A 24,102-nucleotide genomic window follows, 5' to 3' on the forward strand; every position below is an offset into this window, starting at 1 on the left:
TGGGACATCGTCTCGCAGGGAAGGGATGGAAGGACGTGTCACGTCTGTGACACGTCCTTCCATCCGGTAGATTTAAGGGAGGAATTGCAGGCGAGCAGAGCCGCATTCCTTCCCCCCTTCCCTTGAATGGATCACTCCGCCATGTCTTCCGCGATCCCAGCGCCGGAACCTGCCCGCTTTCCCTACGCCGCCATGGTGGTCCTTGCCACCATTGCCTTTACCGCCATCACCACCGAGCTCCTCCCGTCCGGGCTGCTGCCCCAGATCAGCAGCGGCCTGGGCGTCTCCGAACCGGTAGCCGGTTACCTTGCCGCTGCCTACGCCGCCGTCATCGTGGTCACGGTGGTTCCCGCCGCGCGGCTGCTCGGGAAAATACCGCGGCATGCCCTGTTGGTGGGGCTGGTCCTGACTTTCGCACTCAGCAATGCGATGGTGGGCCTGGCACCGGACTTCACCGCGGCAATGGTTGCCCGCCTGGTGGGCGGCCTGGCGCACGGCCTGCTCTGGACCACCATGGCGCCGTTCGTTTCCCGGGTGGTACCTGCGGACAAAGTGGGCAAAGCCCTGGCGATCGTCTTCAGCGGCAACAGTCTTGGCCTGGCCATCGGCGCGCCCGTGGGAACGGCCCTCGGCGGTTTCCTTGGCTGGCGCTCGGCATTCCTGGTGCTCGCCGGATTCGGTGTGGTCCTGACGGTTCTCGCGTTCTGGCTGCTCCCCCGCGTCAAGCGCATCAGCGGCGCCGCCCGCCCATCCCTCCGCAAGGCAATCGGCCAGCCCGGCGTGAAATCCGTGGCCGTCGCCTGGCCGCTGCTGGTCCTGGCCCACTTTGCCCTGTTCACCTACATCGCGCCGTTCATCCGGGAGGCGAACCTGCCCGACTACGCCACCAGCCTCTCCCTCACGGTGCTGGGCGGTTCGGGTCTGCTGGGCATCTGGATTGCCGGGCTCACCGTGGATTCGCGCCCGCGCCGTTCACTGCTGCTTACGACGGCGGCCATCGCCGCGTCGATGTTCCTGTTGCCTTTCGCAGTGGGTAACCTCATCGTGGCTTTGGTGCTCATGACAGTCTGGGGAGCCGGCCTGGGTGCAATCGGCATCTACAACCAGTCGGCAATCCTCCGCGCGGGCGGCGAATACAGCGAGGCCGCCAACGGACTCACGGTCCTGACCATCCAGCTGGGCATCACCATTGGCGCGCTGTACGGTTCTGCGGCGCTGGTGGTGGGTGGCCCGCTGCTGGTTCCGGCCGCGGCGGGCATTCCGGTGGTAGCGGCGTTTGTCATCACCATTGCCGGAAAGAGGTACGCATACCCGCCCGGCCCGCGCGAACGGATCTGGCTGGAACCCCGGCCCGTTAAGGACATGGTCAAGGACCCGGCCTGACCCGCTCCCCCGTGCCGGGTTGACGAAAAATGACAAATTAGTCAAAAGATTCCCACAAAGCCGTAACCTCCATGACGCGGGATTCGATCCATTAAGTGCGGGGGTATCCCGCGAAGTTGATCGCAATCCTTAAAATTCGTCAACGGAGGGTCTCATGTCGTTCTTCACCTTTTCAGGCAACAAACTGGCCATGACTGTGCTGGCCGCCGGTGCCCTGGCAGTCGGCGGCACGGGTGTGGCAGCCATGGCCGAATCACTGCCCGACGGTCCGACGGTTGTGGCAGGCACGGAATCGCCGTCGCCTGCCACCACCGAAACCGAATCACCGTCGCCCAGCCCCACGGCGACGGAATCAGAATCCCCCGACCCCACTCCCTCGGAAACCGAAACTGATGCTCCGGACCCGGCTCCCACCGAGACGGAAACCGAAGCTCCGGACCCGGCGCCCACCGAGACTGCTGATCCTGCGCCGACGTCGACCGCTGCGGGGCCCGACGCCACCGGACCTGCAGCATTCGGCCTGTGCACCGCTTTTGCCAATGGCGGCCTGGGCACATCCTCCACCGCTTACACCGCGCTGGTCCGGGCTGCGGGAAGCGAGGACGGCGTCGGCTCCTACTGCGCAACGGTCACCGGTCCCACGGGCAAGGCCGACAACGGCAGTGCGGCCCCCGCAGCTCCGGAGCAACACCAGGCGCAACAGCAGCAGGTAAAGGAGCAGGGCCAGGAAACAGGCGCCCTCAACGGTGGCGCGGAGCACCAGTCCAGCACCGGAACCAGGCACTCCGGCGGACAGCGGTAACCTGTCGCGAAGTTCAGCGGCCGCTCCGGGATCAATAAACTACGACGGAGCGGCCGCCTGTTCCAAGGAGATCCCGCAAGGGGAACCTGCCGCAGGGGGGCAAATGCCAACGGTCAAGGAAGAAGCCCCGGCGCCTGAACAGCCGGACGAGGGCCTGTTTTGTGCCATCTACCGGGAATTCTCCCCTTCGGTGCTGAGCTACCTGCGTTCCCGGAACGTGGAGGATCCTGAGGGGCTCACCCAGGAGGTTTTCCTGGCGCTTTACCCTCAACTGGGGAGACTGTGCGGCGGGATGAAGGGGGCCAGGTCCCTCCTCTTTTCGATTGCGCACGCCCGGTACGTGGATGAACATCGCCGCCGCCTCAAGGCACCAGCCACCACGGACTACAACCCGGATGCCGACCCCCGTTGCAGCGACTCCGCGGAGGACCAGCTCCTGGCAGTTGAAGGGGCATCCAACGTCAGGCAACTGCTTGAAACACTCCAACCCGACCAGCAGGAAGTCATCGCTTTAAGGGTTGTGGCCGATCTCTCCGTGGAAACGACAGCCGAAATCATGGGCAAGACTCCCGGCGCAATCAAGCAGCTGCAGCACCGGGCCCTCTGCCGGCTCCGGAAGCTGCGCCCGTATTTGAAAGAAGACCGGTCATGACGAGCATGAACAGAGGCATCACCGGGTTCCGGCCCGACGACGAACATGCCGTGGACGAACTCCTGGCCGATGCAGGCTTCCCTGACGATGCCGGGCTGCGGCTGGTGCTGCTGCAGCTAAGGACCCTTCGGGATGCCGACGTCCCGCCGCCCTCCGTCGAGGTCCTGGCCCTCATGGGGAAACCTGCAACAGCAGACGTCATTCCCCTGGACCAGGCAAGGACACCGCACAGACCCGGAACGGAGCGCAGTAAGCGGCGCGCGGTCCTCACGGCCCTCGCCGTGGCCGCGTCGCTCGGCGTGGCAGGCACTGCTGCGGCTGGGAACGAGACCATCCGCCGAGGTGCGGAGGGAACCATCAGCACTATCGTCCGGTCATTGACCCCACAAGGTCCCCCGGCACCGCCCATCCCTGACCCGGCGACCCGGGCCCCGGCGACGCCTCCCCAGACCGGTGCGGATGCACCAGGCCCTGGTGCCGTCGTCGTGCCTTCCCCGGCCGGTGGACCGCATTCGGTGCCTTCGCCACCAGCGCTGCCACACCCCGAGCTGGGACCGGCACCGGCGGGCGGGGACCCCGGCGCAGCGGACGGGCCGGAAGCACCGGCGGCCTTTCCGGAGAGTCCGGGCGGAGGAACCGATGCTGCGCGCGGGCCGGCGGAGCAGGGAGGAAAGGATGCCGCAGGGCAACCCGGGGGTGTCGCAGCAGAAGTTGATGGACCCGGCGCCATCAGGCAGGAACAGCCGGGCGAGGCCACGCCCACCAGGCGCCCGGACACCCAAACCACCGATGCCCCGCGTCCCACAGCGACCAAGCAGGACCCGCAGCGCTGAGGGACCCGCACTGACGGGCCGCAGTGGCAAGCCCGCCGCGATGGGCGCTCCTGCGGGACCGACGGCGGCTGCCGGGCTTCCGCTGGGGGAAGCCCGGCAGCCGCGCCTGATGGCGTCAGTCGCGGTACTTGGCCACCGTAAACAGGAAGGTGGAGTCTTCTTCGGCGTGAAGGCTGTGCAGTCCGGGCGGGACAATCAGCAGGTCCCCGGATTTGCCCTGCCATGAGTCACCGCCGGCCCTGAGGCTGACACAGCCCTGGATCACGAACACTGTGGCGTCGCCGGGGTTCTGGTGCTCGCTCAGCTGGGTTCCGGCCTTCATGGCCATGACAGTCTGCCGGAGGATCTTTTCGTGGCCGCCGTACACAGTGTCTGCAGCGCGGCCGTTGGTGGAGGTGACGGCCGCCTCGAGCTGCTGACGGGCCAGCGCGTCGATCGATATCTTTTGCATGCGCCCAAGGCTACCCGCGCTCCTTCCGCTTGGGTCCAGTTTCCTGCCCCGATTTCGAACGGACGCCCGGGCTTGATACAGCTTAAGGAATGCTCAAGCTCCTGAACCCTGCCCTGCCTTTCATCGCCATGGCCCTGGCGGTGGTGGCCGGATTGGCACTGTCCTGGCTGCTGCGCAAGATCGTGCTGAAGCTGAACCGGAAGCGCCCGGAACTGCAGGCCACGTCCCGGGTGGCCCGCCAGCCGCTGCGGCTGGCACTGTGCCTGGTAGGCGTCCGCATTGCGCTGGGACTGACGGCGGGAAGTGAAAGCTGGCATGCCGGCGTCGACCATCTCCTGCTGATAGCCCTCATCGGCGCGGTGGCCTGGCTCGCCATCGCGGTGCTGCTCATCGTGGAGGCGGTGGTGCTGAACCGGCACAGCGTTGACGTTGCCGATAACCGCCGGGCGCGGCGGCTGCGCACGCAGATGATCCTGGCACGCCGGATCGCCGTGGCACTGGTGGTGGTGCTCGCGGCCGGCACGGCGATGCTGACATTCCCCGCCATCCAGGCGCTCGGCGCCGGACTCCTGGCCTCTGCGGGCGTGATTTCCATCGTGGCCGGGCTCGCGGCCCAGACATCCCTGGTCAATGTCTTCGCCGGCATGCAGCTCGCTTTCACCGATGCCATCCGCGTGGATGATGTGGTGGTGGTCCAGAAGGAGTGGGGCCGGATCGAGGAAATCACGCTTACCTACGTGGTGGTGCATCTCTGGGACGACCGCCGGCTGATCCTGCCGTCCACGCACTTCACCACCACACCCTTCGAAAACTGGACCAGGCGCCAGTCCGAGGTGATGGGCACCGTGGAGTTCGACCTCGACTGGCGCGCGCCCGTGGAGGACATGCGCACCGAGCTGCGCCGGGTCCTGGCCGGGACCGAACTGTGGGATGAGCGCGTGGGCGTCCTGCAGATCACCGATGCCACCGGCGGCTTCGTCCGGGTCCGGATCCTGGTCAGCGCCGCTGACAGCGCAGCCCTCTTCGACCTGCGCTGCCTGGTCCGCGAAACCATGGTCACGTTCCTCCAGCAGAACCATCCCGAAGCCCTGCCGCACCAGCGCTGGGAACACACGCACGACGCCGGCACGGCCAACCAGCGCAAGGCACCGCTGCGCGGGCTGGGGACGTCCGGGGCGGTTGCGTCGCCGGCTCCGGCGGACCCGCACGAATCGCAGCTGTTCACCGGCTCCATCGAGGCTGTGGAGCGCTCCCGTGCCTTCACTGGGCCCGGCGAAGAGGTATTCGAGGAGCGCGACAGGAACCTGGCATCCCGAAACTGAACCCTTGATATGTGACCATTTAGTCACCTATTATGGGTGCATGGACGACGTGTTCAAGGCACTCTCCGACCCCACGCGCAGAGACCTGCTCGACGAGCTCTTCCGCGAGGACGGCCAGACCCTGGGCGCGCTTGAAGCACGGTTCACCATGTCCCGGTTCGGGATCGCCAAGCACCTCCGCATCCTGGAGGACGCGGGCCTGGTGGTCACCCGCCGGCGGGGCCGGGAAAAGCTGCACTTCCTGAACCCTGTCCCCATCCGGCTGGTCCATGACCGCTGGGTCAGCAAATACGCAGAACCATGGGCCGCTGCCCTCAGCGACCTCAAATCCAGATTGGAAAGTCCCATGGAAAAGATCTTCGAGATCTACATCAAGACCACGCCCGAACGGCTCTGGGAAGCCATCACGGACAGCGACATCCGCAGCAAGTACCAGTTCGGAAACACCCTCGAGGCCGACTGGTCCCCCGGCGGCCGCTTCGAAATGGGCAACCCCAAGGCAGGCCAGATCCTTGGCGAGGGCGAGAACCTGGAAGTGGACCCGCCGCGCCGCCTGGTCCAGACCATGCGCGCGCTGTGGGGCGAGGACGTCAAGGCCGAGGGCACGTCCAAAATCACCTGGGAAATCGAACCGGTAGGCGATTCCTGCCACCTCACGGTCACCCACAGCGACCTGCGTGAAGGCGCCAATGAGCAGCTCTACGGCGGCTGGCCGATGATCCTCTCCGGCCTGAAGACCTGGCTGGAAACCGGCGAAAAGCTCACTACGCCCGGCTCGCTGATGTACACGTAAGCGGCGGATCTTGAGCTGAGGCACGACGGCGGCGGCCGCAAGGCGCCAACCGATCCGCAGGTCGGTAGTGTTTTGTCATGGACAGCGGCGCCTTGGTCAATGTTGCGTTGGTTCTCGGATTCGTGCTGCTGGGCGGGGTGTTCGCCGCGGCGGAGATGGCCCTGGTCTCCCTGCGGGAAAGCCAGGTCCGCCGCATCGAGAGGTCGGGCGAGACCGGCGCCCGCACTGCCGCACTGGCGCGGAACCCCAACCGGTTTCTCTCCACGGTCCAGATCGGAGTGACCCTGTCCGGGTTCTTCTCGGCGGCCTATGGCGCCTCGGCGATCGCGCCCGACGTCGTGCCCTTCCTGGAAAGCGTCGGGCTGGGTGCTGCCGCCGCGCCCATGGCCTTCATTGGGATGACCCTGCTGGTGGCGTACCTGTCCCTGGTCCTGGGGGAACTGGCGCCCAAGAGGCTGGCGCTGCAGCGGCCGGTCGCCTTCACCCGGCTCCTGGCTCCGCCCCTGATCGCCCTCTCAAGGGCCATGCGGCCGGTCATCTGGCTGCTGTCATTGTCAACGGACGCCGTAGTAAGGCTCCTCGGCGGTGATCCGCATGCCAAGCGGGAGGGGATCAGCTCGGAGGAGCTGTGGGACATGGTGGCAGAGAACGAGTTGCTCGAAGAGAACAGCCGGCACATCCTGGCAGATGTGTTCGGCGCCGGGGACCGGACCCTGCAGGAGGTGATGCGCCCCCGCACGGAGGTGACGTTCATCGACGGTGCAATGACCATCGCGGACGCCCGCAGGATGGTCAGGGACGGCCCGTACTCGCGGTTCCCCGTGATGGGGGTGAGCCCGGACGATGTCCTGGGCTTCGTGCATATCCGTGACCTGATGCCCCGCGGCGAGCTGCAGGACCAGCAGCCGGTGGGGAGCATCGTCCGGGACATCATGCCGCTGCCGGGAACCAACCGGGTGTTGCCGTCGCTGTCCCGGATGCGCAAGGCGAACCAGCACATCGCGCTGGTGGTGGACGAGTACGGGGGCACGGACGGAGTCGTCACTCTCGAGGACCTGGTGGAGGAACTGGTGGGCGAGATCTATGACGAGTACGACACCGGGGCCGAGCACGAGGACCGCGTCACCACGGCCGACGGAACCATCGTCGTGGACGGCGGCCTGATCCTGCAGGAGTTCAGGGCAGCCTCCGGAATCGCCCTGCCGGAGGGCCATTACGAAACGGTGGCGGGCTTCATGATGGACCGGCTGGGGCGGCTCCCTTCTGCCGGAGACAAGGTCCAGGTTCCCGGCTATCTCCTGACGGTCCTCAGCATGGACAGGCTGCGGATCGCCCGCATCCGGGTCACTCCTGTTGGCGGCCAGCCCGGCTGAGGGCTGGCAAGTACGACGGCGGGACGCGCCTTCCGCCGGAAGGCTCCGTTTACGAAACGCGTCGCCGTTTTGATTCCTCCTCCGTCCTCCCGTCAGGGACCTATGGCCCTAGAGGCAGCACCTCCCAGCGGCCACAGTTAAGGGGCGGCTGGCCGAAGGGGCCAGGAGGGGCTGGGGGCTGTTTCCGCTGCACGAATCGGGGCACAGGGCACGTGCTCCCTTACCCCGGCAGGACACATCGCTATGTTCATCAAACGCACGGCCCTCATCGGCGCAGCCTTGGCCCTTGGCGCTGCAGCCTTCGCGGCCCCCGCCCAGGCCGCCAGCAGCAACGGCGCAGACGTCACCAAGTTCAACGACTGCCAGAGCGGGGACTTGTACAGCTCCTGCCGCACGGGCATGGCTGTCAGCCACCAGGTTTCGACGCCCAGCGGTATCCAGTCCAACTCGAGCTCGAGCAACTACACAGACACATTGACCACGACGAACGGCGGAACTCTCCTAAACACCATTCACACCCAAACGCACTCCCACTTCCTGGTCCGCGACGGGCAGGTTGTGGAGTCGGGTCAGCACTACCGGGAGCAGACCACGGACGGCACCCGGCAGTGCTGGGAAAGGGAGGACTCCCACCGGACCGCGACCAAAGTCCGGTACGACCGTGAGGCGCACTACTGCCCGTAACCGGTGCCGCCGCTCCTAGGCCTCAAGGCTCCGTTCCAGGAAAGCGAGTGTCCGTGTCCAGGAGTCGGCGGCAGCGTCGGCCTTGTAGGTGTATTTGTTGGTGTTGTTGAAGAAGGCATGGCCGGCGCCGGGATACACCACCGCTTCAAAGTCCACCCCGGCTTTCCGCATCTGCGTCTTCAGCCCGGGCAGTTCCTCCATAAGTGCAGTGTCCTGCTCACCGTAGAAGGCCAGCACAGGGCAGTTGATGGCGCGCAGTTCGGCGTCCTTGAACTCTGCGTGCCCGTAGAAGGGAACAGCGGCGCGCAGACGGGGTTCGGCAACGGCGAGGGAGAACGTGTAGGTGCCGCCCAGGCAGAAGCCCGTGGCGGCCACCCGGCCCGCCAGCCCGGGCACGCCTTCCAGGTGGTCGAAACAAACGTGGAGGGCGGCCACCGCGTGCTTGCCGTACTCAGGGGAACGGATGGGCGCCATGTGCTTCCGCAGGCGTGGCTGGGCGTTGCTGCGCTGTTCGGGATCGAACGCCGCCTCCTGCAACTCCCCTGTCAGGTCGGCGGTGCCACCGGCTCCGGACAGCAGGTCCGGAGCCACCGCCAGGTAGCCTTCCGCAGCGAAGCGGTCCGCCACATCCCTGGTGTGGCCCACCAGGCCCCACACTTCATGGACCACCACCAGGCCGCCTTTGGGGGTTCCGGCCGGTTCGCTGACGTACGCCTGGACGGAGGTTTTGGCGTTGCCGAGAGTCATCATGTTTCCCATTTGGCCAGCATGGCACGCTCCCCCGGGCCTTCCTAGGGGCCCCGGCCCCCTCCCTGAAGGGGTTTGGCTACGCCTTCTGCTGCCGCCAGAAAACCGAAATCCCGAAGGTCACCGCGCAGAGCACCAGCATGGCCAGCACCATCCGCATCCAGCTGTCCTGGTGCACCCCTCCCGAGGCGAACACCCCGATCATCACCGTTGCCGTAATCGCCCCCACGTAGCGGCAGGTTTGGTAAATGCCGGCGGCCACACCGCGGTCCTGCGGCCGGGTGGAGACGAACATGCCTTGGTTGGACGCAATGCTCACGGTTCCATACGGGATACCCATCAAGGCGGTCAGGACCACGACGAAGGGAATGGCCAGCGTTCCTGTCAGCAGCCACATGAGTGCCGCCACCAGGGTCAGGAGGACGACGCCGGCAAGCAGCACACGCCGTACACCAAACCTTCCCATCGCTGAGACTGCCCACGGCGTGGCGATCACGGACATGCCGGCCAGGGGCAGCATCAGCAGCCCCACGATGCCGGGATCGTAGCCGCCGGCTTCCTGCAGCAGCTGCGGCAGGCCGAAGAAAACGAAGTAGTAGACACTGCTGAAGACGGCAAAGGCCAGGTACACGAGCATCAGCGGCCGGTTCCGGCCCAGCAGCCGCAGGTCCAGGAAAGGCTTGGCGAACCGCAGTTCCCGCCAAGCGAACAGCGCGGCAAGGACGGTACCTGCGGCCAGCATCACCCAGCGGTAATCCGGCGCCACGTTCAGTGCGGCCATCATGACCAGCAGCAGGGCGCCGATGAACGCGGCAATGCCCGGGACGTCGGAATCGCGCACCAGCGCAGCAACGCTGCCGCGCTCCCGGACCTTGTCCGGCGGCGCCGCACTGCGGACAATCAGCAGCGCCGCCACTGCCAGCGGGACGTTGATCAGGAACAGCGACTGCCAGCCCACAAAGCCCACCAGGAGGCCGCCGACGACGGGCCCCACCGCCGCTGCGGATGTATTGGCCATCTGCAGCCGCCCCAGTGGACGCGAAGTGTCCACCTTGGCCTGGTGTGCCAGCGCGCCCACCATCACCACTGCGCTGGGATATGCCGTTGCGGTGCCCAGCGCCATGACCGCTCTGGCCACGCAGAGCAGCGCAAAGTTCGGGGCCAGCGGAGCCAGGGCGCACGTAACGGCAACCAGGCCCATGCCGAGCATGAACATCCGCCGCGGCCCGAACCGGTCAGCAAGCCTTCCCATGACCGGCTGGCCGGCGGCGGAGGCCAGGTAAAAGGACGTGACCACCCAGGTGACGGCGGCGACGTCGAGACCGAAGTCCGCGCGCAGCACCACCAGGGCCACTGCGATCATGGAGGAGTTAAGCGGATTCAGTGCCGTGCCCAGGCTGAGGCCGGCGACGGCCAGGGCAGTCCGGGGTTTGTTGCTCACGGTAACAGTCTGTCCTAAAGCCGCCGGTGAAGACGACTTGGCGGCCTGCTGGCGGGTGTGGCGTTTGCTACTTGCTGCTGCTGGACAGGCCCACCGGGAACAATGCGTCCTCCACCGCGCGGGTGAGGTCCCGGATGACTTCCGCCTGGCCATCATCTGTCACGCCGTCACGGTTCTCCGTGTAGATCACCAGCGCGAACGTCGAACCCTGGTAGCTCAGGAGCGCAGCGTCATGCAGTTCCCCGGAGACTTCCCCGTACTTGTGGTGCACGTCCACTCCGGACCTGGAACCTGCGGGAATGAGGTCCTCGTTGTTGGTGTCCTGCATGTAGCTGAGCAGTTGCGCCGTGTTGTCCTTGTTCAGGAGTTCCCCGGCGTAAAGCTTTTTCAGGATCAGGGCCATGTCCGCCGCAGTCAGGAGATTCTGTTCGGGGTCGTACGTGACTCCGATGGACGCTGCATAGGCGGTCAGCTGTGGGTGGCCCACGGCATCCATCAGGAGCAGCCACGAATCGTTGTTGCTGTCGTTGACCATGGCCTTGAGCTGGAAGGCGGCATCATAGTCTCCCATGGGTGCGTCCAGGCTGGCCTGCCCCTTTTCCACCAAGTGGTAGTAGGCGGCAGCAGTCAGGATTTTCGCGGTGCTGGCTGCAGTAAAGGTGTTCCCGTCACCGAATGTTCGCTCGGCGCCGCCGGACACGTCCGCGAGCGCCAGCCCGATCCGGTACTGGTCCGCTTCATTGAGGATGTGGTCCACACTGTCCTTCAGGGACGCTGGAGCTGCCGCCACGGGGGCCGCGGGCACGGCCGGCTGCGTGGGCACGACTGCCCCGGACCGCGGTTCGGACCGGACCACGGCCAGGGTGATGGTGCCGGCGATGACGAGTAACACGGCAAGGGCCAGGATCAGCAGCCTTCTGTTGCCCCGGGCCTCCGCGGAAACAGGCTTGCGGGGCGCCGGCGGCGGGGCGCTCCGGCCTGGCTTGGGCACCACGGGGTGCACGGACATACAAGGGCTCCTGTCCAGCCTCGGCTTGTCAACAAACAATCAGAGCGGCAATGAGCCGCGCTGACAAATGCCGATTAAATCACCGGACATTGGGAGGTTCCTGAAGGCTTGCGGAGTGTCCCGCAGTGGCCTTGACGACAGGCAAATCCGTCCCCGACCCGCAAAGCACATTCCGCGACCCAAATTTCAGCCGCGCCGCGTCACCTGCGCCCCGGGAACAATTTTGCGCGTCGAACATCCAGACCGGACCCCACCTTGGGCTTGAGACGGCTCCTTGTTGGTCCAGTACACCTGCAGGGTCGTGTACCTCTTTGCGGGAGGTTCGAGTACCCGGTACTCATGCGCTCCAACCCGCCGTGACTTGTACTGGAATCTGTGCCAGAGCGCTGCCCCGACGCGTCTTGGTGCAGTGGCAGGACAACTTGAAGGAGAACGCAGGTATGACCCCTCATGAAGCACAAGCCCCCGACCTTCGGGTCGGAGAGGACGTCCACGAGCCTACGCAGTACGAAGCTGGAGGGCGGCTAAGGCCGCGCCCGTGGCCCGTTGGCCCGCGTGAGAGCTACGGGAAGGTGGACTTTGATGATGACAGTGGGAAAGCCGTCCTCACCCTCTACATTCAGCGCGGGCCCGAAGACGGTTTTGTCCTGCACGTGGAGCACTTGGCCGCGCCGCTGCGGGTGGATGGGACGCTCCTTCGCCTGAGCCCGGCGCCTCACGTTGATAGAGACAGCGTGGACTTTCGCCGGATCACCGCTGACCGAACAGCCGCGGCGAGGGCCGAAGCCGACTTGGAAGCGGCCGTCAGGGCGGCGCGCGCCAACGGAGACTCCTGGGACGTTATCGGTGCCGCCCTCGGAACATCCGCTCGAACTGCCCGCGAGCGGTTCGGGCACAAACTGAGGCGACCCCGGGTTGGGCTCTAGCCCCGGGTACGCGCGGCGAGTGCCGTATCCAGGAACTCCAGGTGCGGCGCGGTAACGGCCAGCACGTTGGGCAGGTAATCGGGATGCTTGCCCAGGAACTTTTTGATGAACGGGCAGACCGGAACTATGCGTATCCCCGCCTCCACCGTGCTGTCCAGTGCGGCGGTGGCCAGGCGTCCCGCTAACCCCTGCCCGCCGTATTCCTCATTGATGACGGTGTGGTAGAAAATCCGCTGCGGCGACTCCCCGCCGTCGTACTCCTTGTATGCCGCCTTGCCAATCACGTTGCCGGCGTCGAGGATCTCGAAGCGTTCGCGCTCCGGGTTGTGGCGGACGGTGATGTCGCTCAAGGGGTACTCCTTCGTTTGCGGTGTGTGCTTCCCGTGCACAGCCTAACCCGGCCCGGCGGGCACGTATTTCCGCAAGCGGTGGTCCCCAGCGGCCATCCCCGTCCGCCGTCGTGTCAGCTCCAGTAGCCGTTCGGGTTGAGGACGTACTTGGTGGCTGCGCCGGCGTCGAACTCCGCGTAGCCCTTGGCTGCATCCTCGAGCAGTATCGCCTTGGCATTGACGTTCTTGGCGATGCTGACCTTGTCATGGAGGATGGCCATCATCAACTGCCGGTTGTACTTCATGACGGGGCACCGGCTGGTGGTGAAACTCAGCGACTTCGCCCATCCGGTGCCCAGGCTCAGGCTGAGGGAACCCTTCTTGGCTGCTTGGTCGATGCCGCCCGGATCGCCGGTGACGTACAGGCCGGGGATGCCCAGGGCACCGCCGGCAGCGGTAATGTCCATCAGGCTGTTCAGCACGGTTGCCGGTGCTTCGTGCGCTCCCTTGCCTGGCCCTAGGGTGCTTTCCTGATGTTGGGCATGGTCAGGTACCGGTTCCCGGGTGGGGATCCGCCCAGTCTAGGCATGGCCCCCATAGCGGTCCAGGGGTAGGAAGCCCCTGTTTACCAAGGCTTCCCACTGGGTAGGCGCCTATAGTGGCCTACGCTGCACCACCCGGTTTCCGCTGTGACGAACGAACACCGGCGGACCGGTCCCCAGGCAAGTTCCACCTTTGAGGAGAACGGCATGAAGACGCGCACTATTGGACAACTGACGGTTTCCGCCCTGGGCCTTGGCTGCATGGGCATGAGCGAGTTCTATGGCGAGGGCAACGAGCAGGAATCCGTTGCCACCATCCACGACTTCCTGGACGCCGGCGGCTCCCTGCTGGACACGGCGGACATGTACGGCCCCTTCACCAACGAAAGACTGGTGGGCCAGGCCATCGCCGGGCGCCGCGAAGACGTGGTACTGGCCACCAAGTTCGGCAATGAACGCCGCGCGGACGGTTCCTGGGTGGGCATCAATGGCCGTCCGGAGTACGTACGCTCCGCCTGTGACGCCAGCCTGCAGCGCCTGGGCGTGGACCACATCGACCTGTATTACCAGCACCGGGTGGACAAGACCGTCCCCATCGAGGACACGGTGGGCGCCATGGCGGAACTGGTCCAGGCCGGGAAGGTCCGGCACCTGGGCTTGTCCGAAGCTTCCGCCGACACCATCCGGCGGGCCCACGCCGTGCACCCCATCACGGCCCTGCAGACGGAGTATTCGCTGTGGGAGCGGGAGCCCGAGACAAAGGTGTTTCCCGTGCTGGCGGAGCTGGGCATCGGCTTTGTGCCTTACAGCCCGCTGGGCCGTGGCTTCCTCACGGGCCAGATCCGCAGCGTGGATGACTTCGCCGATGACGACTTCCGCAAGCACTCCCCCCGCTTCCAGGGCGAAAACTTCACCCGGAACCTCGAACTTGTGGACCGTGTAAAGGAACTGGCCGACCGGAAACAGTGCACGCCCGGCCAGCTGGCCCTCGCCTGGCTGCTGGCGCAGGGTGAGCACATCGTCCCGATTCCCGGCACCAAGAAGCGCGAACGGCTGCGCGAGAACCTGGGCGCCGTAGACGTCGAGCTCAGCCGGGACGAGCTGCAGTTGCTGGACCAGCTGGCGCCGGCCGGCGCCACCGCCGGGGACCGCTACCCCAATATGTCCACCATCGACACGTAGCCAGGGGCTTTCCACATAGGGCCCGGGGTGCACGACGGCGGGGCGGGGCTGGCGTAGGGTGGTTCCTACGGCTGAAGCAAGCGGCCGCGGTTTTCTTCTGTGCGGAGTCCCGTTTCATGTCCGACGAACCTGTCCTCCGGGCCCTTGCTGCCTCGTCCTTCTCCCTGCCCCGCCTTCGGGACGGCCAATTGGCCGGTATGGCCGCCCTTGCCGATGGCCGCGACGTCCTGGCCGTGATGCCCACCGGTTACGGCAAGTCGGCCATCTATCAAGTCGCTGCCCTGCACCTGCACCAGGCAACTGGACGTCCCGCCGTCGTGGTTTCACCCCTGATCGCTTTGCAGGAGGACCAGCTGGACAGCCTGTCCCAGGACCTGGGGCCGGACACCGCGGTGGCCATCAATTCCTCCCACAGTGACGCCGAAGTGGAGGCCGCGTGGCAGGCCGCCGAGGACGGCAGGGCCGTGTTCGTGTTCCTCGCCCCGGAACAGCTGGCCAAGCAGTCCACCGTAGACCGGATCAAAGCACTGGACATCTCGCTCTTCGTGGTTGATGAGGCGCATTGTGTCTCCTCTTGGGGCCACGACTTCCGTCCGGACTACCTGGGCCTGGGCAATGTACGGGAGCAGCTGGGAAATCCGCCCGTGGCGGCCCTGACCGCCACCGCCTCCCCGCCAGTGCGGGACGAGATCGTGGAGCGGCTGGGCATGAAGAACCCGCTGGTGCTGGTCCACGGCTTCGACCGGCCCAACATCAGCCTGGACGTGGTCCGCCACCATGAGGACAAAGGCAAGCGCCAGGCCGTGCTGGAACAGGTGGCGGCCCTGGCGGGGAACGGGCACGGGCTCCTTTACGCTGCCACCCGGAAAGACACGGAGAAATACGCGGCCAAGCTGGCCAAGGAAGGGCTGCGGGCAGAGGCCTACCACGCGGGCCGGTCCGCCGCAGACCGCGAGCGCATCCACGAGTTGTTCCTGGACGACCAGCTGGACGTGGTGGTGGCCACCACCGCCTTCGGCATGGGCATCGACAAGCCGAACGTCCGGTTTGTGGTGCATGCCGACATTCCCGAATCCCTGGACTCCTATTACCAGGAGATTGGCCGGGCAGGCCGGGACGGCGAACCCGCGTCCGCGGTGCTGCACTACCGGTCGGAGGATCTGGGCCTCCGCAAGTTCTTCGGCACCCACTCCCCTGATCCCGATTCCCTTCTTGCCGTGTTGAAGGCCCTAAAGGCTGCCCATGCGGCCACTCCGAAGTCCTCGCTCGCGGAGCTGACAGGATTCAAGCCGCGCCGCGTCACGGGCCTCGTGAACCAGTTGGAGGAGATCGGCGCGGTGGCCGTTGGCAAGCGCGGCGTCCGGCTGACGTCCAAGGCGAAGCTGCCCACCCTGGTGAGTGACGCCGTCGAACTCGCCGAAGCCCGGCAGCGCGTGGACCAGTCACGCCTCACCATGATGCGCGCCTACGCGGAGACGGACGGCTGCCGGCGGCAGTTCCTGCTGGGCTACTTCGGTGAGGAACTGCCGGAGCCGTGCGGAAACTGCGACGGGTGCGCCGCTGCTGCCTCCGCTCCCGAAGATGGCGGGCCCACGGACAGGAAACGGCAGGGCAGGAAGGACCAGTCCAAGGACAAACGGGGCAGGAAACAGCAGGGCAAGGCGTCCGACGGCGGCGCCCCCGGTACCCCCGAAGACGAGCCGTTCCCGCTGCAGTCAGCCGTGGTCCATAAGGAGTGGGGGCCGGGCCTGGTGATGCGGCACGAGGACGATGTCATCACGGTGCTCTTCGAGCAGGAAGGGTACAAGACGCTGTCCCGGTCAGCCGTCGTGGAACACAAACTCCTGAAGCCCGCGTAGGTAGGCTGGGGGAACCTCCAACGAAAGGCCCCGGCGTGGAAGTACCTGCGTATGTCTGGACCCTGACAATAGCGGGAATCGTAGGGTTGCTCGCCTTCGATTTCTTCTTCCACGTCCGGAAGGCCCACACGCCCAGGTTGACGGAATCCGCCGCCTGGTCGGCGATCTACGTGGGCATTGCCGTGTTGTTCGGACTGGGCGTACTGCTCTTCGGCGGCCCTGACATGGGCACCGAGTATTTCGCGGGCTATGTCACGGAGAAGGCGCTGTCCGTGGACAACCTCTTCGTCTTCCTCATCATCATGGCCAGCTTCAAGGTGCCTCGGGCGGACCAGCAGAAGGTGCTGCTGTTCGGCATCGTGTTTTCGCTGATCGCCCGGACGGTGTTCATCTTCCTGGGTGCGGCACTGATCAACAGTTTCGCCTGGGTGTTCTACATTTTCGGGCTCATCCTGCTGGTTACGGCCGGCAACCTGCTCAAGCCGGACGACCACGACGACGATTCCGAAGGCCTGGTGGTCAGGCTCGCCAGGAAACTCCTGCCGGCCTCGCAGCACTACGACGGCGACAGGCTCTTCACGATGGAGAACGGCAAACGGGTCCTCACGCCGATGCTGCTGGTGATGGTGGCCATCGGTGGCACGGACATCCTGTTTGCACTGGACTCCATTCCGGCCATCTTCGGCCTCACCCAGAACGTGTTCATCGTATTCACCGCCACGGCGTTCTCCCTGATGGGCCTGCGCCAACTGTTCTTCCTCATTGACGGACTGCTGGACCGGCTGATCTTCCTCTCCTATGGCCTGGCAGTCATCCTGGGCTTCATCGGGGTCAAGCTCATCCTGCACGCCCTGCACGAAAACACCCTGCCATTCATTAACGAGGGCGGCCACGTGAACGTGGTGGAAGTCAGCACCGGGGTTTCCCTGGGCGTAATCCTGGGCGTCCTGGTAGTGACCATCCTTGCGTCGGTCTTCAGCCCCAAGGGCAAAGCCAAGAATGCGGTGTCCGGCGCCCGGCGGCACGCCACGGAGTACCTGGACCTGAACTATGAAACGGACATGGCCGAACGCGACAGGATCTTCGCCAAGATGTGCCGCGAGGAGGACCAGATCCACAAGCTTCCCGAGAAGTACAAACGGCTGGTCCGCCACGAAACCGAATTCATGGACCTGATCCACAGCGCCCACGCCGAGCATGACAAGGCCCAGGTGCGTGCCGCTGCCCCCGAGCGCTGAGGAGTTACCTGAATTGGGGACCGGCCTCGAGGCGCCAATTCTGCCTGGGCTCCCGGCCGGGAGCCTTTGTCAGTCCCTCTTGCTACGTTTGATTCCAATCCGGGGGAACCGTCCCCCGTTCCGCCAACAGTTGGGGAGGCCACGTGTTTCTGCTCGACGCAGCCGACACTGATTCCGGCTCCAGTACCCCGCCGGACCTGGTCTTTTCGGCGAGCGACCTGGTGGCTGCATCCGAATGCGAGTACCGCACGCTCCGGATACTGGACGAAAAGCTGGGACGCTCCCCCAAGGCCGAGTTTCCCGCCGACGAAATGCAGAAGCGTGCCGGCGAGCTGGGCGATCGCCACGAGCGCACGGTGCTTGCCAGTCTCGTAGAGAAATTCGGTGAGTGGGACGCCAGCCGCGGGTCTGGCGTCTACTCCCTGGAACGCGGCCAGACCCTGCGCAGCGACCTGCAGGCGAAACATGCCGAAACAGAGCTCGCCCTCCGGGCCGGGGCGGACGTCGTCTTCCAAGCCACCTTCTTCGACGGCGAATTCCTGGGCTACGCGGACTTCCTGGTCAACGAGGCCGCAGGCACAGAGGACCCGGGCCGGTACGAAATCTGGGACACGAAACTTGCCAGGCACGCCAAGGTGGGAGCCTTGCTACAGCTTGCCGCCTATGGCGACCAACTGCTCGGCATGGGGCTGGACCCCTCGCCTGTAGTCGCCCTCGTGCTGGGCACGCGCGTGGGTCAGGACTGGCTGCGGAGCAGCCACTCCCTGCCGGACCTGCTGCCCGTCTTCCGCGAGCGACGGCGGCGCTTCCGCCAACTCACGGCCAGCCACCGCGCCGCCGGTTCAGTTGTGCAGTGGCAGCAGCCGGGCGTCGTCCATTGCGGACGGTGCGACTACTGCGCGGAACAGGTGAAACTCCACCGGGACCTGCTGATGGTAGCCGGCATGTCCGTGGTCCAGCGGCGGAAGCTGCATGCAGCGAACATCACCACCATCGACCAACTCGCTGCCATGCCCGCTGCCCAGGCAATAAACTCCCTGGCAAGGCTGCGCGCCCAGGCACGCATGCAGCTGGGCCTGGATTCGGTGGCCGGTTCCCGTGTCTTTACCAAGGACGGCGCACCGCACACGGTTTCCTACACCGTTCTTCCGGACAACACCATCCGGGACCTTCCCGCCCCCAGCCGGGGAGACATCTTTTTCGACTTCGAGGGCGATCCGCTGTGGCAGGACCCCGCCACCGGCGCCTGGGGCATCGAGTACCTCTTCGGCGTCATCGAGGCCCCGGCCGAAGGGGACCAGGCAGATCCGGTGTTCCGGCCGTTCTGGGCGCACTCCCGCTCGGAGGAGCGCCGCGCCTTCCTTGGCTTCCTGGACTATGTGGAAAAGAGGCGGGCCGTCTACCCGGACATGCATGTCTACCACTACGCCCCGTACGAGAAGACGGCGCTCCGCAACCTCTCCCTCGCCCACCAGGCCGGTGAGGACATCGTGGACGACTGGCTGAGGCAGGGGCTGCTTGTGGACCTGTACGCCACGGTGCGGCATTCCCTCCGCATCTCGGAAGCGTCCTATTCCATCAAGAAGCTCGAACCGCTGTACATGGGAAACAACCTGCGCTCGGGGGACGTCAAGGATGCGGGCGCCTCCGTTGTGGCCTATGCCGCCTACTGCGCGGCCCGGGATGAAGGGCACCGGGATGAAGCCGCTGCCATCCTGGCTTCCATCTCCGACTACAACCAGTACGACTGCCTCTCCACACTGCGGCTCCGGGACTGGCTGCTGCAGATCGCTTCCCAGGCCCCCGCAGGCGCCCAATCCGCCACCGAAGATCCTGATTCCGGCCCCTCGGCAGGTGCACCCCTGGCGGGGCCGGCAGCCGACGGGTCGCCGGTTGAACGGGATGATACCCAGGAAGAACGGGGCCTTCGCGAGTACTTGGCGGAACTGCCGGACAACCGGCCCTGGACAAACGACGAGCGCGCCCTTGCCATGGTCGCTGCCGCAACCGGATATCACCGGCGCGAGCAAAAGCAGTTCTGGTGGCAGCACTTCGACCGGGTCGAGGCACCGCTGGACAGTTGGTCGGACCAGAGGAACGTCTTCGTGGTGTCATCAGCCGAAGTCGTCTCGGACTGGGCATTGGCCAAGCCCCGGGAACGGATGCGCACCCGGGTACTGAAGCTCCGAGGCACCATGACGGAAGGCTCCGACTTCCGCTCAAATTCCAAGTGGTGCCGGCTGTACGACCCTCCGGGACCGGACGGCATGCTCGCTCCCGACGCTCTTCCCGGGACCAGGGCCTACACCTTCGGAACCAGGATTCATGAGCTGGAGGCAGCGCCGGACAATCCTGAGCACACCCTCATCACCATCGCCGAGAAGGAGACCGCAAAGGTTGGCGCCCATGTGCATCTTCCAGTGGCGTTGACGGAGGACAAACCAATACCCACGGACAACATCGAGGCCGCCATAGCGGACATAGCCCGGGTAGTGGGAGCCTCGGCGCCCACCCTTCCCGCGCAACCGGCATTAGACATCCTGCGCAAGCTGCCACCGCGTTTCCAATCCCGGCAGGGGCCGGTGGAAGTGGCGCGCGGAGAGGACGCCGAGGCCGATTATGCCGGCGCCATCACCGAGTCCCTGCGGGACCTTGACCGCTCCTACCTGGCCGTCCAGGGCCCTCCGGGTACGGGAAAGACGTTCGTTGGCGCCCATGTGATCGGCAGGCTCGTGGCCGATGGCTGGAAGATCGGCGTGGTGGCCCAGTCCCACAATGTGGTGGAAAACCTCCTGTGCCGGGCCATCCAGACAGGTGGGGTGGACCCGGCTGTCGTGGGCAAAAAACTAAGTTCTCCCCATGATGTTCCGTGGCAGCTAACGGCGGATGGAGATGTGGGCCGCCTGCTGTCGGCCCCGGGCGGCTGCCTGGTGGGCGGCACGGCGTGGACCATGACCGGCAAGGAGGTGCCTGCCGGGTCCCTTGACCTCCTGGTCATTGATGAGGCCGGCCAATTCTCGCTGGCCAACACGCTCGCCGTGTCCCGCGCTGCCAAGCGGCTGCTCCTGCTCGGTGACCCGCAGCAGCTTCCGCAGGTTTCACAAGGCACGCATCCGGAACCAGTTGATGAGTCCGCCCTGGGATGGCTCGCGGCCGGACACGCCACCCTTCCGCCGAACCTGGGTTACTTCCTTGCGGACACCTGGCGCATGCATCCGGATCTGTGCCGGGCCGTATCGAACCTCAGCTACGAGGGGAAGCTGAAGTCCGCTCCTGCCGCGTCCCTCCGCGAACTGGAAGCCTTCGCACCCGGCGTGGAGACGGTCTTCGTACACCACAGCGGCAACACGACAGCCTCAAAAGAAGAGGCGGATGAAGTTGTCCGCCAGGCCCGCAGGCATCTTGGGGTGAAGTGGATCGCCGGCCCCGGCAGCGCGGCGCATCCGCTGGAACAGCAGGACCTGCTGGTGGTGGCCGCCTACAACGCCCAGGTCCACCTCATCCGCAAACACCTGGCAGAAGCGGGGCTGCCCCTGGTCCGTGTGGGGACGGTGGACAAGTTCCAGGGCCAGGAAGCACCGGTGGTGCTGGTGTCCATGGCGTGCTCTGCGGTGGCGGAGGCACCGCGCGGAGCGGAGTTCCTGCTCAACAGGAACCGCATCAACGTTGCTGTCTCCCGCGGCCAGTGGCGCGCGGTGGTCATCAGGTCCCCGGAACTCACTAATTACATGCCGCACAAGCCGGCGGCGCTGGAGGAACTTGGAGCCTTCCTCGGCCTGAGCCCCAACGAGCAGGCCGCCCAGCAGTAGTCGTCGGGAGCAACGCGGCCCGGAGAACGTCAGTGCGCGCGGAACCCCCGGAGGTTTCCCTCCGCTTTCGAAAGGGAACTGTCCACCCGTTCCACCCTGCCCGGAGTCCGGTCGGAATTGAGCCACTTCAGGAGCTGCTGGACTTTGCTTTCGGGCCCCTCGGCAATCACGGACACGGAGCCGTCGTCGAGGTTCCGCACCTCTCCGGAGAGCCCGAGCTCCTCAGCGGTGCCCATGGTCCAGTAGCGGAAGCCGACCCCCTGGACCATTCCAAAAACCCGGGCGGCCAGCCGGACGTCCTGCCCTGAACCTTCAGGCGCCGGGCTGTCCTGCGCTGAACTTGCATGCCGACCCATGGTGGCCTCCTCACAGGACAGCGTCCCTGGCCCGCTGGGTTGCACGAACTGATGTCCCGGGAACCCGAAACGGCAGCCCGTGCAACCCGGCTGGGTGGAATGGCTGGTTAGTTGATGGTGATGTCGCGGGTGGCGTGGTTGTAGCGGATGGTCACGGTGCCGCCGGCGTGGTGCAGCTCGTGGTTGGGGCCGTCGAACGTTCCGAAGGCGCCGTAGTTCTCATCCCACGAACGGTTCAGTGCGATCTTGAAGGTGTAGTAACCGGCGGGAAGCTCCGCGCTCTTCTTCCACAGCTGGTCCAGGAAGTCGAACTCCATCTGTGCTTCGTCGTACTGCGGGGCCCAGTTCTCAGGGGCGCCGAGGATGGTGTTGAAGTCACCGGCAACGGCCACAGCTTCAGGCTGCGGGAGGGTTTCCACATCCGGGCCCTCGAACGGCTCGGCGGCAACTGCCCCGGCAGGAGCAGCCGCTTCAGCCTTGTCCTTCGGGGAGGACTTCTTGCGGACGGCCTTCACCACCGGCTCCACGGCGTCCTCGAGTGCCTTTGCAGCCTTGCCCACTGCGGAGGCGGCTTTCTTTGCCGGAGCCTTCCGGGTGGTCTTCTTCGGTGCTTCTTCCTTGGCCGGAACTTCCAGCGTCGCGGCTGCGGCGGAAACGGGACGCACGAATCCTTCGGGAGCCGTGGGAACGGGGGTGTCGGCAGGGACCGGGGTGCCGGCGTCGAGCGCTGCCGCGAAGGAATCCACGTCCGGGAAGGCGACAGTGGCGCGCATGCCGTCTTCAGTGATGGTCCAGCCGGAACGGCCCTTGATCAGCCAGCCGGCCTTGACCAGCTTCGCGGTGGCAGAGGTGAGGGTCTTGTGGCCGCGCGGGATTCCGCCGCTGAGGAGTTCTGCCTCGTGCTCGTTGAATGGCACGCGGGCAGTGGCTTCCGCCAGGACCTGGCCAGCATTGAGTGCATCGCCGGACCACACGCCTTCGGTCAGGACATCCAGGACGGTCTTGAGTCGAAGGTAGGTGTTTTCTGCGGTGGACTTGGCCATGATTCCCCTTATATAAGCGATCGGTCTTAGGCATCTTGCCAACTGCCCGTTAAATCGCGCGACTTTAATTGGTTAACTCTGCGTGTCGTGACCGACTGTGAAGCGGATGGTGCCGCAAGTGAGGCGGAGGTCTCGGGTAAGGGCTGTCTGCATAACCCTCAAGCGCTGACATGGGTGCTGCCCTGCACTCCCCAGACACGCCTGCGGCACTTAGTTTACCGGGCGCGGACGCCTGCTGTTGCGCGTGACACAGAAGTGGTCAGTCGGCCGCTTCCCGCCCGTTCAGTTCCGCCAGCAGTTCCGCCTTGCGCTCCTCCGATGCGAACGAGGAGTGGATGGAGTTCGCTGCCAGCCGTGCCTTGTCGAAGTCGGAGAGATCGAACGTAGCGGTCAGCTGTGCGAAGTTGTCATCCACGTAGCCACCAAAGTAGGCAGGATCGTCCGAGTTGACGGAAACATTCAGCCCTGCGGCGAGCATGGCCGGCAGCGGATGGTCCGCAAGGGTGTCCACTGCGCGCAGCCGGACGTTGGACAGGGGGCAAACCGTCAGTGGAATCCGCGCATCCACGAGGCGTTCCACCAAGTCCGGATCGTCCATGCAGCGGATGCCATGGTCAATCCGCTCCACGTCCAGAATATCCAAGGCTTCGGTGATGTACGACGCCGGGCCCTCCTCCCCGGCATGGGCCGTCAGCCGCAGGCCTGCTTCGCGTGCCTTGGCATACAACCGCTCGAACTTGGACGGCGGGTTTCCCACTTCGGCTGAGTCCAGCCCGATGGCGCCGATGGGCGCGTTCATGGCCAGCAGCCTGCCAAGGACTTCAAGGGCCGAGTCCTCGGGCAGGTCACGCAGGAAGGCCGCGATCAGGATGGTGGAGATGCCGTACTCCTCCTCCGAGGTCGCCAGCACGGAGGCCACGCCCGTGACGCATGCTTCGAGGGGGATGCCACGCGAGAGGTGGGCCTGCGGGTCCATCATGATTTCGGCGTGCCGGACGCCGGCGGCCGCAGCACGCTCCAGGTATGCCCGGGTCATGTCCGCGAAGTCCCGCTCGGTGCGAAGCACCGCCATGTTCGCGTAGTAGAGGTCAAGGAACGACTGAAGGTCCGTGAACTCGTACTTTTCGCGGAGTTCCTCCAAGCCGGAGTATGGCAGCTCGATGCCGTTGCGCTCGGCGAGGGCAAAGATGAGCTCGGGCTGCAGCGTGCCCTCGATGTGCAGGTGGAGTTCAGCCACCGGGAGGGGCTTGGCGGGAACGGCGGTTTCCGCAGCGTCCACGTTGGTTTCGGGCATGGTGCTGCCAGCGGCTAAATTGTCCATCCGGACA

21 protein-coding genes and 1 pseudogene are annotated in these 24,102 nt (G+C 65.6%); 13 read left to right on the forward strand and 9 right to left on the reverse strand.

Annotated features, from left to right (window positions below; all coding sequences use genetic code 11):
- Nucleotides 1–141 precede the first annotated feature (141 nt).
- The 4 genes from VXJ37_RS14765 to VXJ37_RS14780 all read left to right on the forward strand — a co-directional run bounded on the left by VXJ37_RS14765 (nucleotide 142) and on the right by VXJ37_RS14780 (nucleotide 3,670).
- Nucleotides 142–1,383 (forward strand): MFS transporter, encoded by a 1,242-nt coding sequence (locus tag VXJ37_RS14765; RefSeq protein WP_331323790.1) that lies wholly within the window; start codon nucleotides 142–144, stop codon nucleotides 1,381–1,383.
- Between the two features lie 154 nt (nucleotides 1,384–1,537).
- Nucleotides 1,538–2,185, forward strand: a complete 648-nt coding sequence (locus VXJ37_RS14770) for a protein tyrosine phosphatase (RefSeq protein ID WP_331323791.1) — start codon at nucleotides 1,538–1,540, stop codon at nucleotides 2,183–2,185.
- Nucleotides 2,186–2,288: 103 nt separating this feature from the next.
- A complete protein-coding gene (locus VXJ37_RS14775; RefSeq protein WP_331323792.1) occupies nucleotides 2,289–2,837 on the forward strand; it encodes an RNA polymerase sigma factor in 549 nt (182 codons plus the stop codon).
- On the forward strand, nucleotides 2,834–3,670 hold the full coding sequence (locus VXJ37_RS14780) for a hypothetical protein (protein WP_331323793.1): 837 nt from the start codon (nucleotides 2,834–2,836) through the stop codon (nucleotides 3,668–3,670). The genes VXJ37_RS14775 and VXJ37_RS14780 overlap by 4 nt, the downstream gene beginning before the upstream one ends.
- Before the next feature lie 115 nt (nucleotides 3,671–3,785).
- Here the strand turns inward: VXJ37_RS14780 and VXJ37_RS14785 are convergent, their stop codons facing one another.
- Nucleotides 3,786–4,121 carry a cupin domain-containing protein gene (locus VXJ37_RS14785; protein WP_331323794.1) on the reverse strand — a complete coding sequence of 112 codons (336 nt, stop codon included), beginning with the start codon at nucleotides 4,119–4,121 and terminating at the stop codon, nucleotides 3,786–3,788.
- 89 nt (nucleotides 4,122–4,210) lie between these two features.
- On the opposite strand from VXJ37_RS14785, the gene VXJ37_RS14790 reads away from it, so the two are divergent.
- The 4 genes from VXJ37_RS14790 to VXJ37_RS14805 all read left to right on the forward strand — a co-directional run bounded on the left by VXJ37_RS14790 (nucleotide 4,211) and on the right by VXJ37_RS14805 (nucleotide 8,293).
- Nucleotides 4,211–5,443, forward strand: a complete 1,233-nt coding sequence (locus VXJ37_RS14790; protein ID WP_331323795.1) for a mechanosensitive ion channel family protein — start codon at nucleotides 4,211–4,213, stop codon at nucleotides 5,441–5,443.
- A gap of 40 nt (nucleotides 5,444–5,483) precedes the next feature.
- Nucleotides 5,484–6,236 (forward strand): ArsR/SmtB family transcription factor, encoded by a 753-nt coding sequence (locus tag VXJ37_RS14795; protein WP_331323796.1) that lies wholly within the window; start codon nucleotides 5,484–5,486, stop codon nucleotides 6,234–6,236.
- Between the two features lie 77 nt (nucleotides 6,237–6,313).
- Nucleotides 6,314–7,609, forward strand: coding sequence for a hemolysin family protein (locus VXJ37_RS14800; RefSeq protein ID WP_331323797.1), 1,296 nt, complete (start codon nucleotides 6,314–6,316; stop codon nucleotides 7,607–7,609).
- A 243-nt stretch (nucleotides 7,610–7,852) separates the two neighbouring features.
- Nucleotides 7,853–8,293 carry a hypothetical protein gene (locus VXJ37_RS14805; RefSeq protein ID WP_331323798.1) on the forward strand — a complete coding sequence of 147 codons (441 nt, stop codon included), beginning with the start codon at nucleotides 7,853–7,855 and terminating at the stop codon, nucleotides 8,291–8,293.
- Nucleotides 8,294–8,308: 15 nt separating this feature from the next.
- On the opposite strand, the gene VXJ37_RS14810 is transcribed toward VXJ37_RS14805, so the two are convergent.
- The 3 genes from VXJ37_RS14810 to VXJ37_RS14820 form a co-directional block, all read right to left on the reverse strand.
- Nucleotides 8,309–9,052, reverse strand: coding sequence for a dienelactone hydrolase family protein (locus VXJ37_RS14810; RefSeq protein WP_331323799.1), 744 nt, complete (start codon nucleotides 9,050–9,052; stop codon nucleotides 8,309–8,311).
- Nucleotides 9,053–9,119: 67 nt separating this feature from the next.
- On the reverse strand, nucleotides 9,120–10,481 hold the full coding sequence (locus tag VXJ37_RS14815; protein ID WP_331323800.1) for an MFS transporter: 1,362 nt from the start codon (nucleotides 10,479–10,481) through the stop codon (nucleotides 9,120–9,122).
- Between the two features lie 67 nt (nucleotides 10,482–10,548).
- Nucleotides 10,549–11,490 (reverse strand): serine hydrolase, encoded by a 942-nt coding sequence (locus VXJ37_RS14820; RefSeq protein WP_331323801.1) that lies wholly within the window; start codon nucleotides 11,488–11,490, stop codon nucleotides 10,549–10,551.
- 440 nt (nucleotides 11,491–11,930) lie between these two features.
- On the opposite strand from VXJ37_RS14820, the gene VXJ37_RS14825 reads away from it, so the two are divergent.
- A complete protein-coding gene (locus tag VXJ37_RS14825; protein WP_331323802.1) occupies nucleotides 11,931–12,416 on the forward strand; it encodes a hypothetical protein in 486 nt (161 codons plus the stop codon).
- Here VXJ37_RS14825 and VXJ37_RS14830 read toward each other — a convergent pair.
- Nucleotides 12,413–12,766, reverse strand: coding sequence for a GNAT family N-acetyltransferase (locus tag VXJ37_RS14830; RefSeq protein ID WP_331323803.1), 354 nt, complete (start codon nucleotides 12,764–12,766; stop codon nucleotides 12,413–12,415). The two genes, VXJ37_RS14825 and VXJ37_RS14830, sit on opposite strands and share 4 nt — an antisense overlap.
- 113 nt (nucleotides 12,767–12,879) lie before the next feature.
- Nucleotides 12,880–13,263: pseudogene (locus VXJ37_RS14835) on the reverse strand (formaldehyde dehydrogenase, glutathione-independent); the annotation flags it as partial.
- A 231-nt stretch (nucleotides 13,264–13,494) separates the two neighbouring features.
- On the opposite strand from VXJ37_RS14835, the gene VXJ37_RS14840 reads away from it, so the two are divergent.
- The 4 genes from VXJ37_RS14840 to VXJ37_RS14855 all read left to right on the forward strand — a co-directional run bounded on the left by VXJ37_RS14840 (nucleotide 13,495) and on the right by VXJ37_RS14855 (nucleotide 21,375).
- Nucleotides 13,495–14,469 carry an aldo/keto reductase gene (locus VXJ37_RS14840; protein ID WP_331323804.1) on the forward strand — a complete coding sequence of 325 codons (975 nt, stop codon included), beginning with the start codon at nucleotides 13,495–13,497 and terminating at the stop codon, nucleotides 14,467–14,469.
- A 116-nt stretch (nucleotides 14,470–14,585) separates the two neighbouring features.
- Entirely contained in the window at nucleotides 14,586–16,328 is a 1,743-nt protein-coding gene (locus VXJ37_RS14845) for a RecQ family ATP-dependent DNA helicase (protein WP_331323805.1), read from the forward strand.
- Nucleotides 16,329–16,363: 35 nt separating this feature from the next.
- Nucleotides 16,364–17,566 (forward strand): TerC family protein, encoded by a 1,203-nt coding sequence (locus VXJ37_RS14850; RefSeq protein WP_331323806.1) that lies wholly within the window; start codon nucleotides 16,364–16,366, stop codon nucleotides 17,564–17,566.
- A gap of 143 nt (nucleotides 17,567–17,709) precedes the next feature.
- Nucleotides 17,710–21,375, forward strand: coding sequence for a TM0106 family RecB-like putative nuclease (locus VXJ37_RS14855; RefSeq protein ID WP_331323807.1), 3,666 nt, complete (start codon nucleotides 17,710–17,712; stop codon nucleotides 21,373–21,375).
- Between the two features lie 29 nt (nucleotides 21,376–21,404).
- On the opposite strand, the gene VXJ37_RS14860 is transcribed toward VXJ37_RS14855, so the two are convergent.
- The 3 genes from VXJ37_RS14860 to VXJ37_RS14870 all read right to left on the reverse strand — a co-directional run bounded on the left by VXJ37_RS14860 (nucleotide 21,405) and on the right by VXJ37_RS14870 (nucleotide 24,095).
- Entirely contained in the window at nucleotides 21,405–21,731 is a 327-nt protein-coding gene (locus VXJ37_RS14860; RefSeq protein ID WP_331323808.1) for an acylphosphatase, read from the reverse strand.
- A gap of 107 nt (nucleotides 21,732–21,838) precedes the next feature.
- Nucleotides 21,839–22,774 (reverse strand): pullulanase X25 domain-containing protein, encoded by a 936-nt coding sequence (locus VXJ37_RS14865; RefSeq protein WP_331323809.1) that lies wholly within the window; start codon nucleotides 22,772–22,774, stop codon nucleotides 21,839–21,841.
- Nucleotides 22,775–23,033: 259 nt separating this feature from the next.
- Nucleotides 23,034–24,095, reverse strand: coding sequence for an adenosine deaminase (locus VXJ37_RS14870; protein ID WP_440589818.1), 1,062 nt, complete (start codon nucleotides 24,093–24,095; stop codon nucleotides 23,034–23,036).
- Nucleotides 24,096–24,102: the final 7 nt, after the last annotated feature.

Origin of the sequence: Pseudarthrobacter phenanthrenivorans, assembly GCF_036455295.1 — a bacterium.
Taxonomy (GTDB): Bacteria; Actinomycetota; Actinomycetes; order Actinomycetales; family Micrococcaceae; genus Arthrobacter; species Arthrobacter phenanthrenivorans_C.

What these genes read in the sequence shown, in the direction of transcription:
- VXJ37_RS14770 (WP_331323791.1), top strand. Translation starts at nt 1,538, where the DNA reads ATGTCGTTCTTCACCTTTTCAGGCAACAAACTGGCCATGACTGTGCTG.
- VXJ37_RS14805 (WP_331323798.1), top strand. Translation starts at nt 7,853, where the DNA reads ATGTTCATCAAACGCACGGCCCTCATCGGCGCAGCCTTGGCCCTTGGC.
- VXJ37_RS14785 (WP_331323794.1), bottom strand. Translation starts at nt 4,121, where the DNA reads ATGCAAAAGATATCGATCGACGCGCTGGCCCGTCAGCAGCTCGAGGCG.
- VXJ37_RS14860 (WP_331323808.1), bottom strand. Translation starts at nt 21,731, where the DNA reads ATGGGTCGGCATGCAAGTTCAGCGCAGGACAGCCCGGCGCCTGAAGGT.
- VXJ37_RS14795 (WP_331323796.1), top strand. Translation starts at nt 5,484, where the DNA reads ATGGACGACGTGTTCAAGGCACTCTCCGACCCCACGCGCAGAGACCTG.
- VXJ37_RS14840 (WP_331323804.1), top strand. Translation starts at nt 13,495, where the DNA reads ATGAAGACGCGCACTATTGGACAACTGACGGTTTCCGCCCTGGGCCTT.
- VXJ37_RS14780 (WP_331323793.1), top strand. Translation starts at nt 2,834, where the DNA reads ATGACGAGCATGAACAGAGGCATCACCGGGTTCCGGCCCGACGACGAA.
- VXJ37_RS14845 (WP_331323805.1), top strand. Translation starts at nt 14,586, where the DNA reads ATGTCCGACGAACCTGTCCTCCGGGCCCTTGCTGCCTCGTCCTTCTCC.
- VXJ37_RS14765 (WP_331323790.1), top strand. Translation starts at nt 142, where the DNA reads ATGTCTTCCGCGATCCCAGCGCCGGAACCTGCCCGCTTTCCCTACGCC.
- VXJ37_RS14775 (WP_331323792.1), top strand. Translation starts at nt 2,289, where the DNA reads ATGCCAACGGTCAAGGAAGAAGCCCCGGCGCCTGAACAGCCGGACGAG.
- VXJ37_RS14865 (WP_331323809.1), bottom strand. Translation starts at nt 22,774, where the DNA reads ATGGCCAAGTCCACCGCAGAAAACACCTACCTTCGACTCAAGACCGTC.
- VXJ37_RS14810 (WP_331323799.1), bottom strand. Translation starts at nt 9,052, where the DNA reads ATGGGAAACATGATGACTCTCGGCAACGCCAAAACCTCCGTCCAGGCG.
- VXJ37_RS14820 (WP_331323801.1), bottom strand. Translation starts at nt 11,490, where the DNA reads ATGTCCGTGCACCCCGTGGTGCCCAAGCCAGGCCGGAGCGCCCCGCCG.
- VXJ37_RS14825 (WP_331323802.1), top strand. Translation starts at nt 11,931, where the DNA reads ATGACCCCTCATGAAGCACAAGCCCCCGACCTTCGGGTCGGAGAGGAC.
- VXJ37_RS14800 (WP_331323797.1), top strand. Translation starts at nt 6,314, where the DNA reads ATGGACAGCGGCGCCTTGGTCAATGTTGCGTTGGTTCTCGGATTCGTG.
- VXJ37_RS14870 (WP_440589818.1), bottom strand. Translation starts at nt 24,095, where the DNA reads ATGGACAATTTAGCCGCTGGCAGCACCATGCCCGAAACCAACGTGGAC.
- VXJ37_RS14790 (WP_331323795.1), top strand. Translation starts at nt 4,211, where the DNA reads ATGCTCAAGCTCCTGAACCCTGCCCTGCCTTTCATCGCCATGGCCCTG.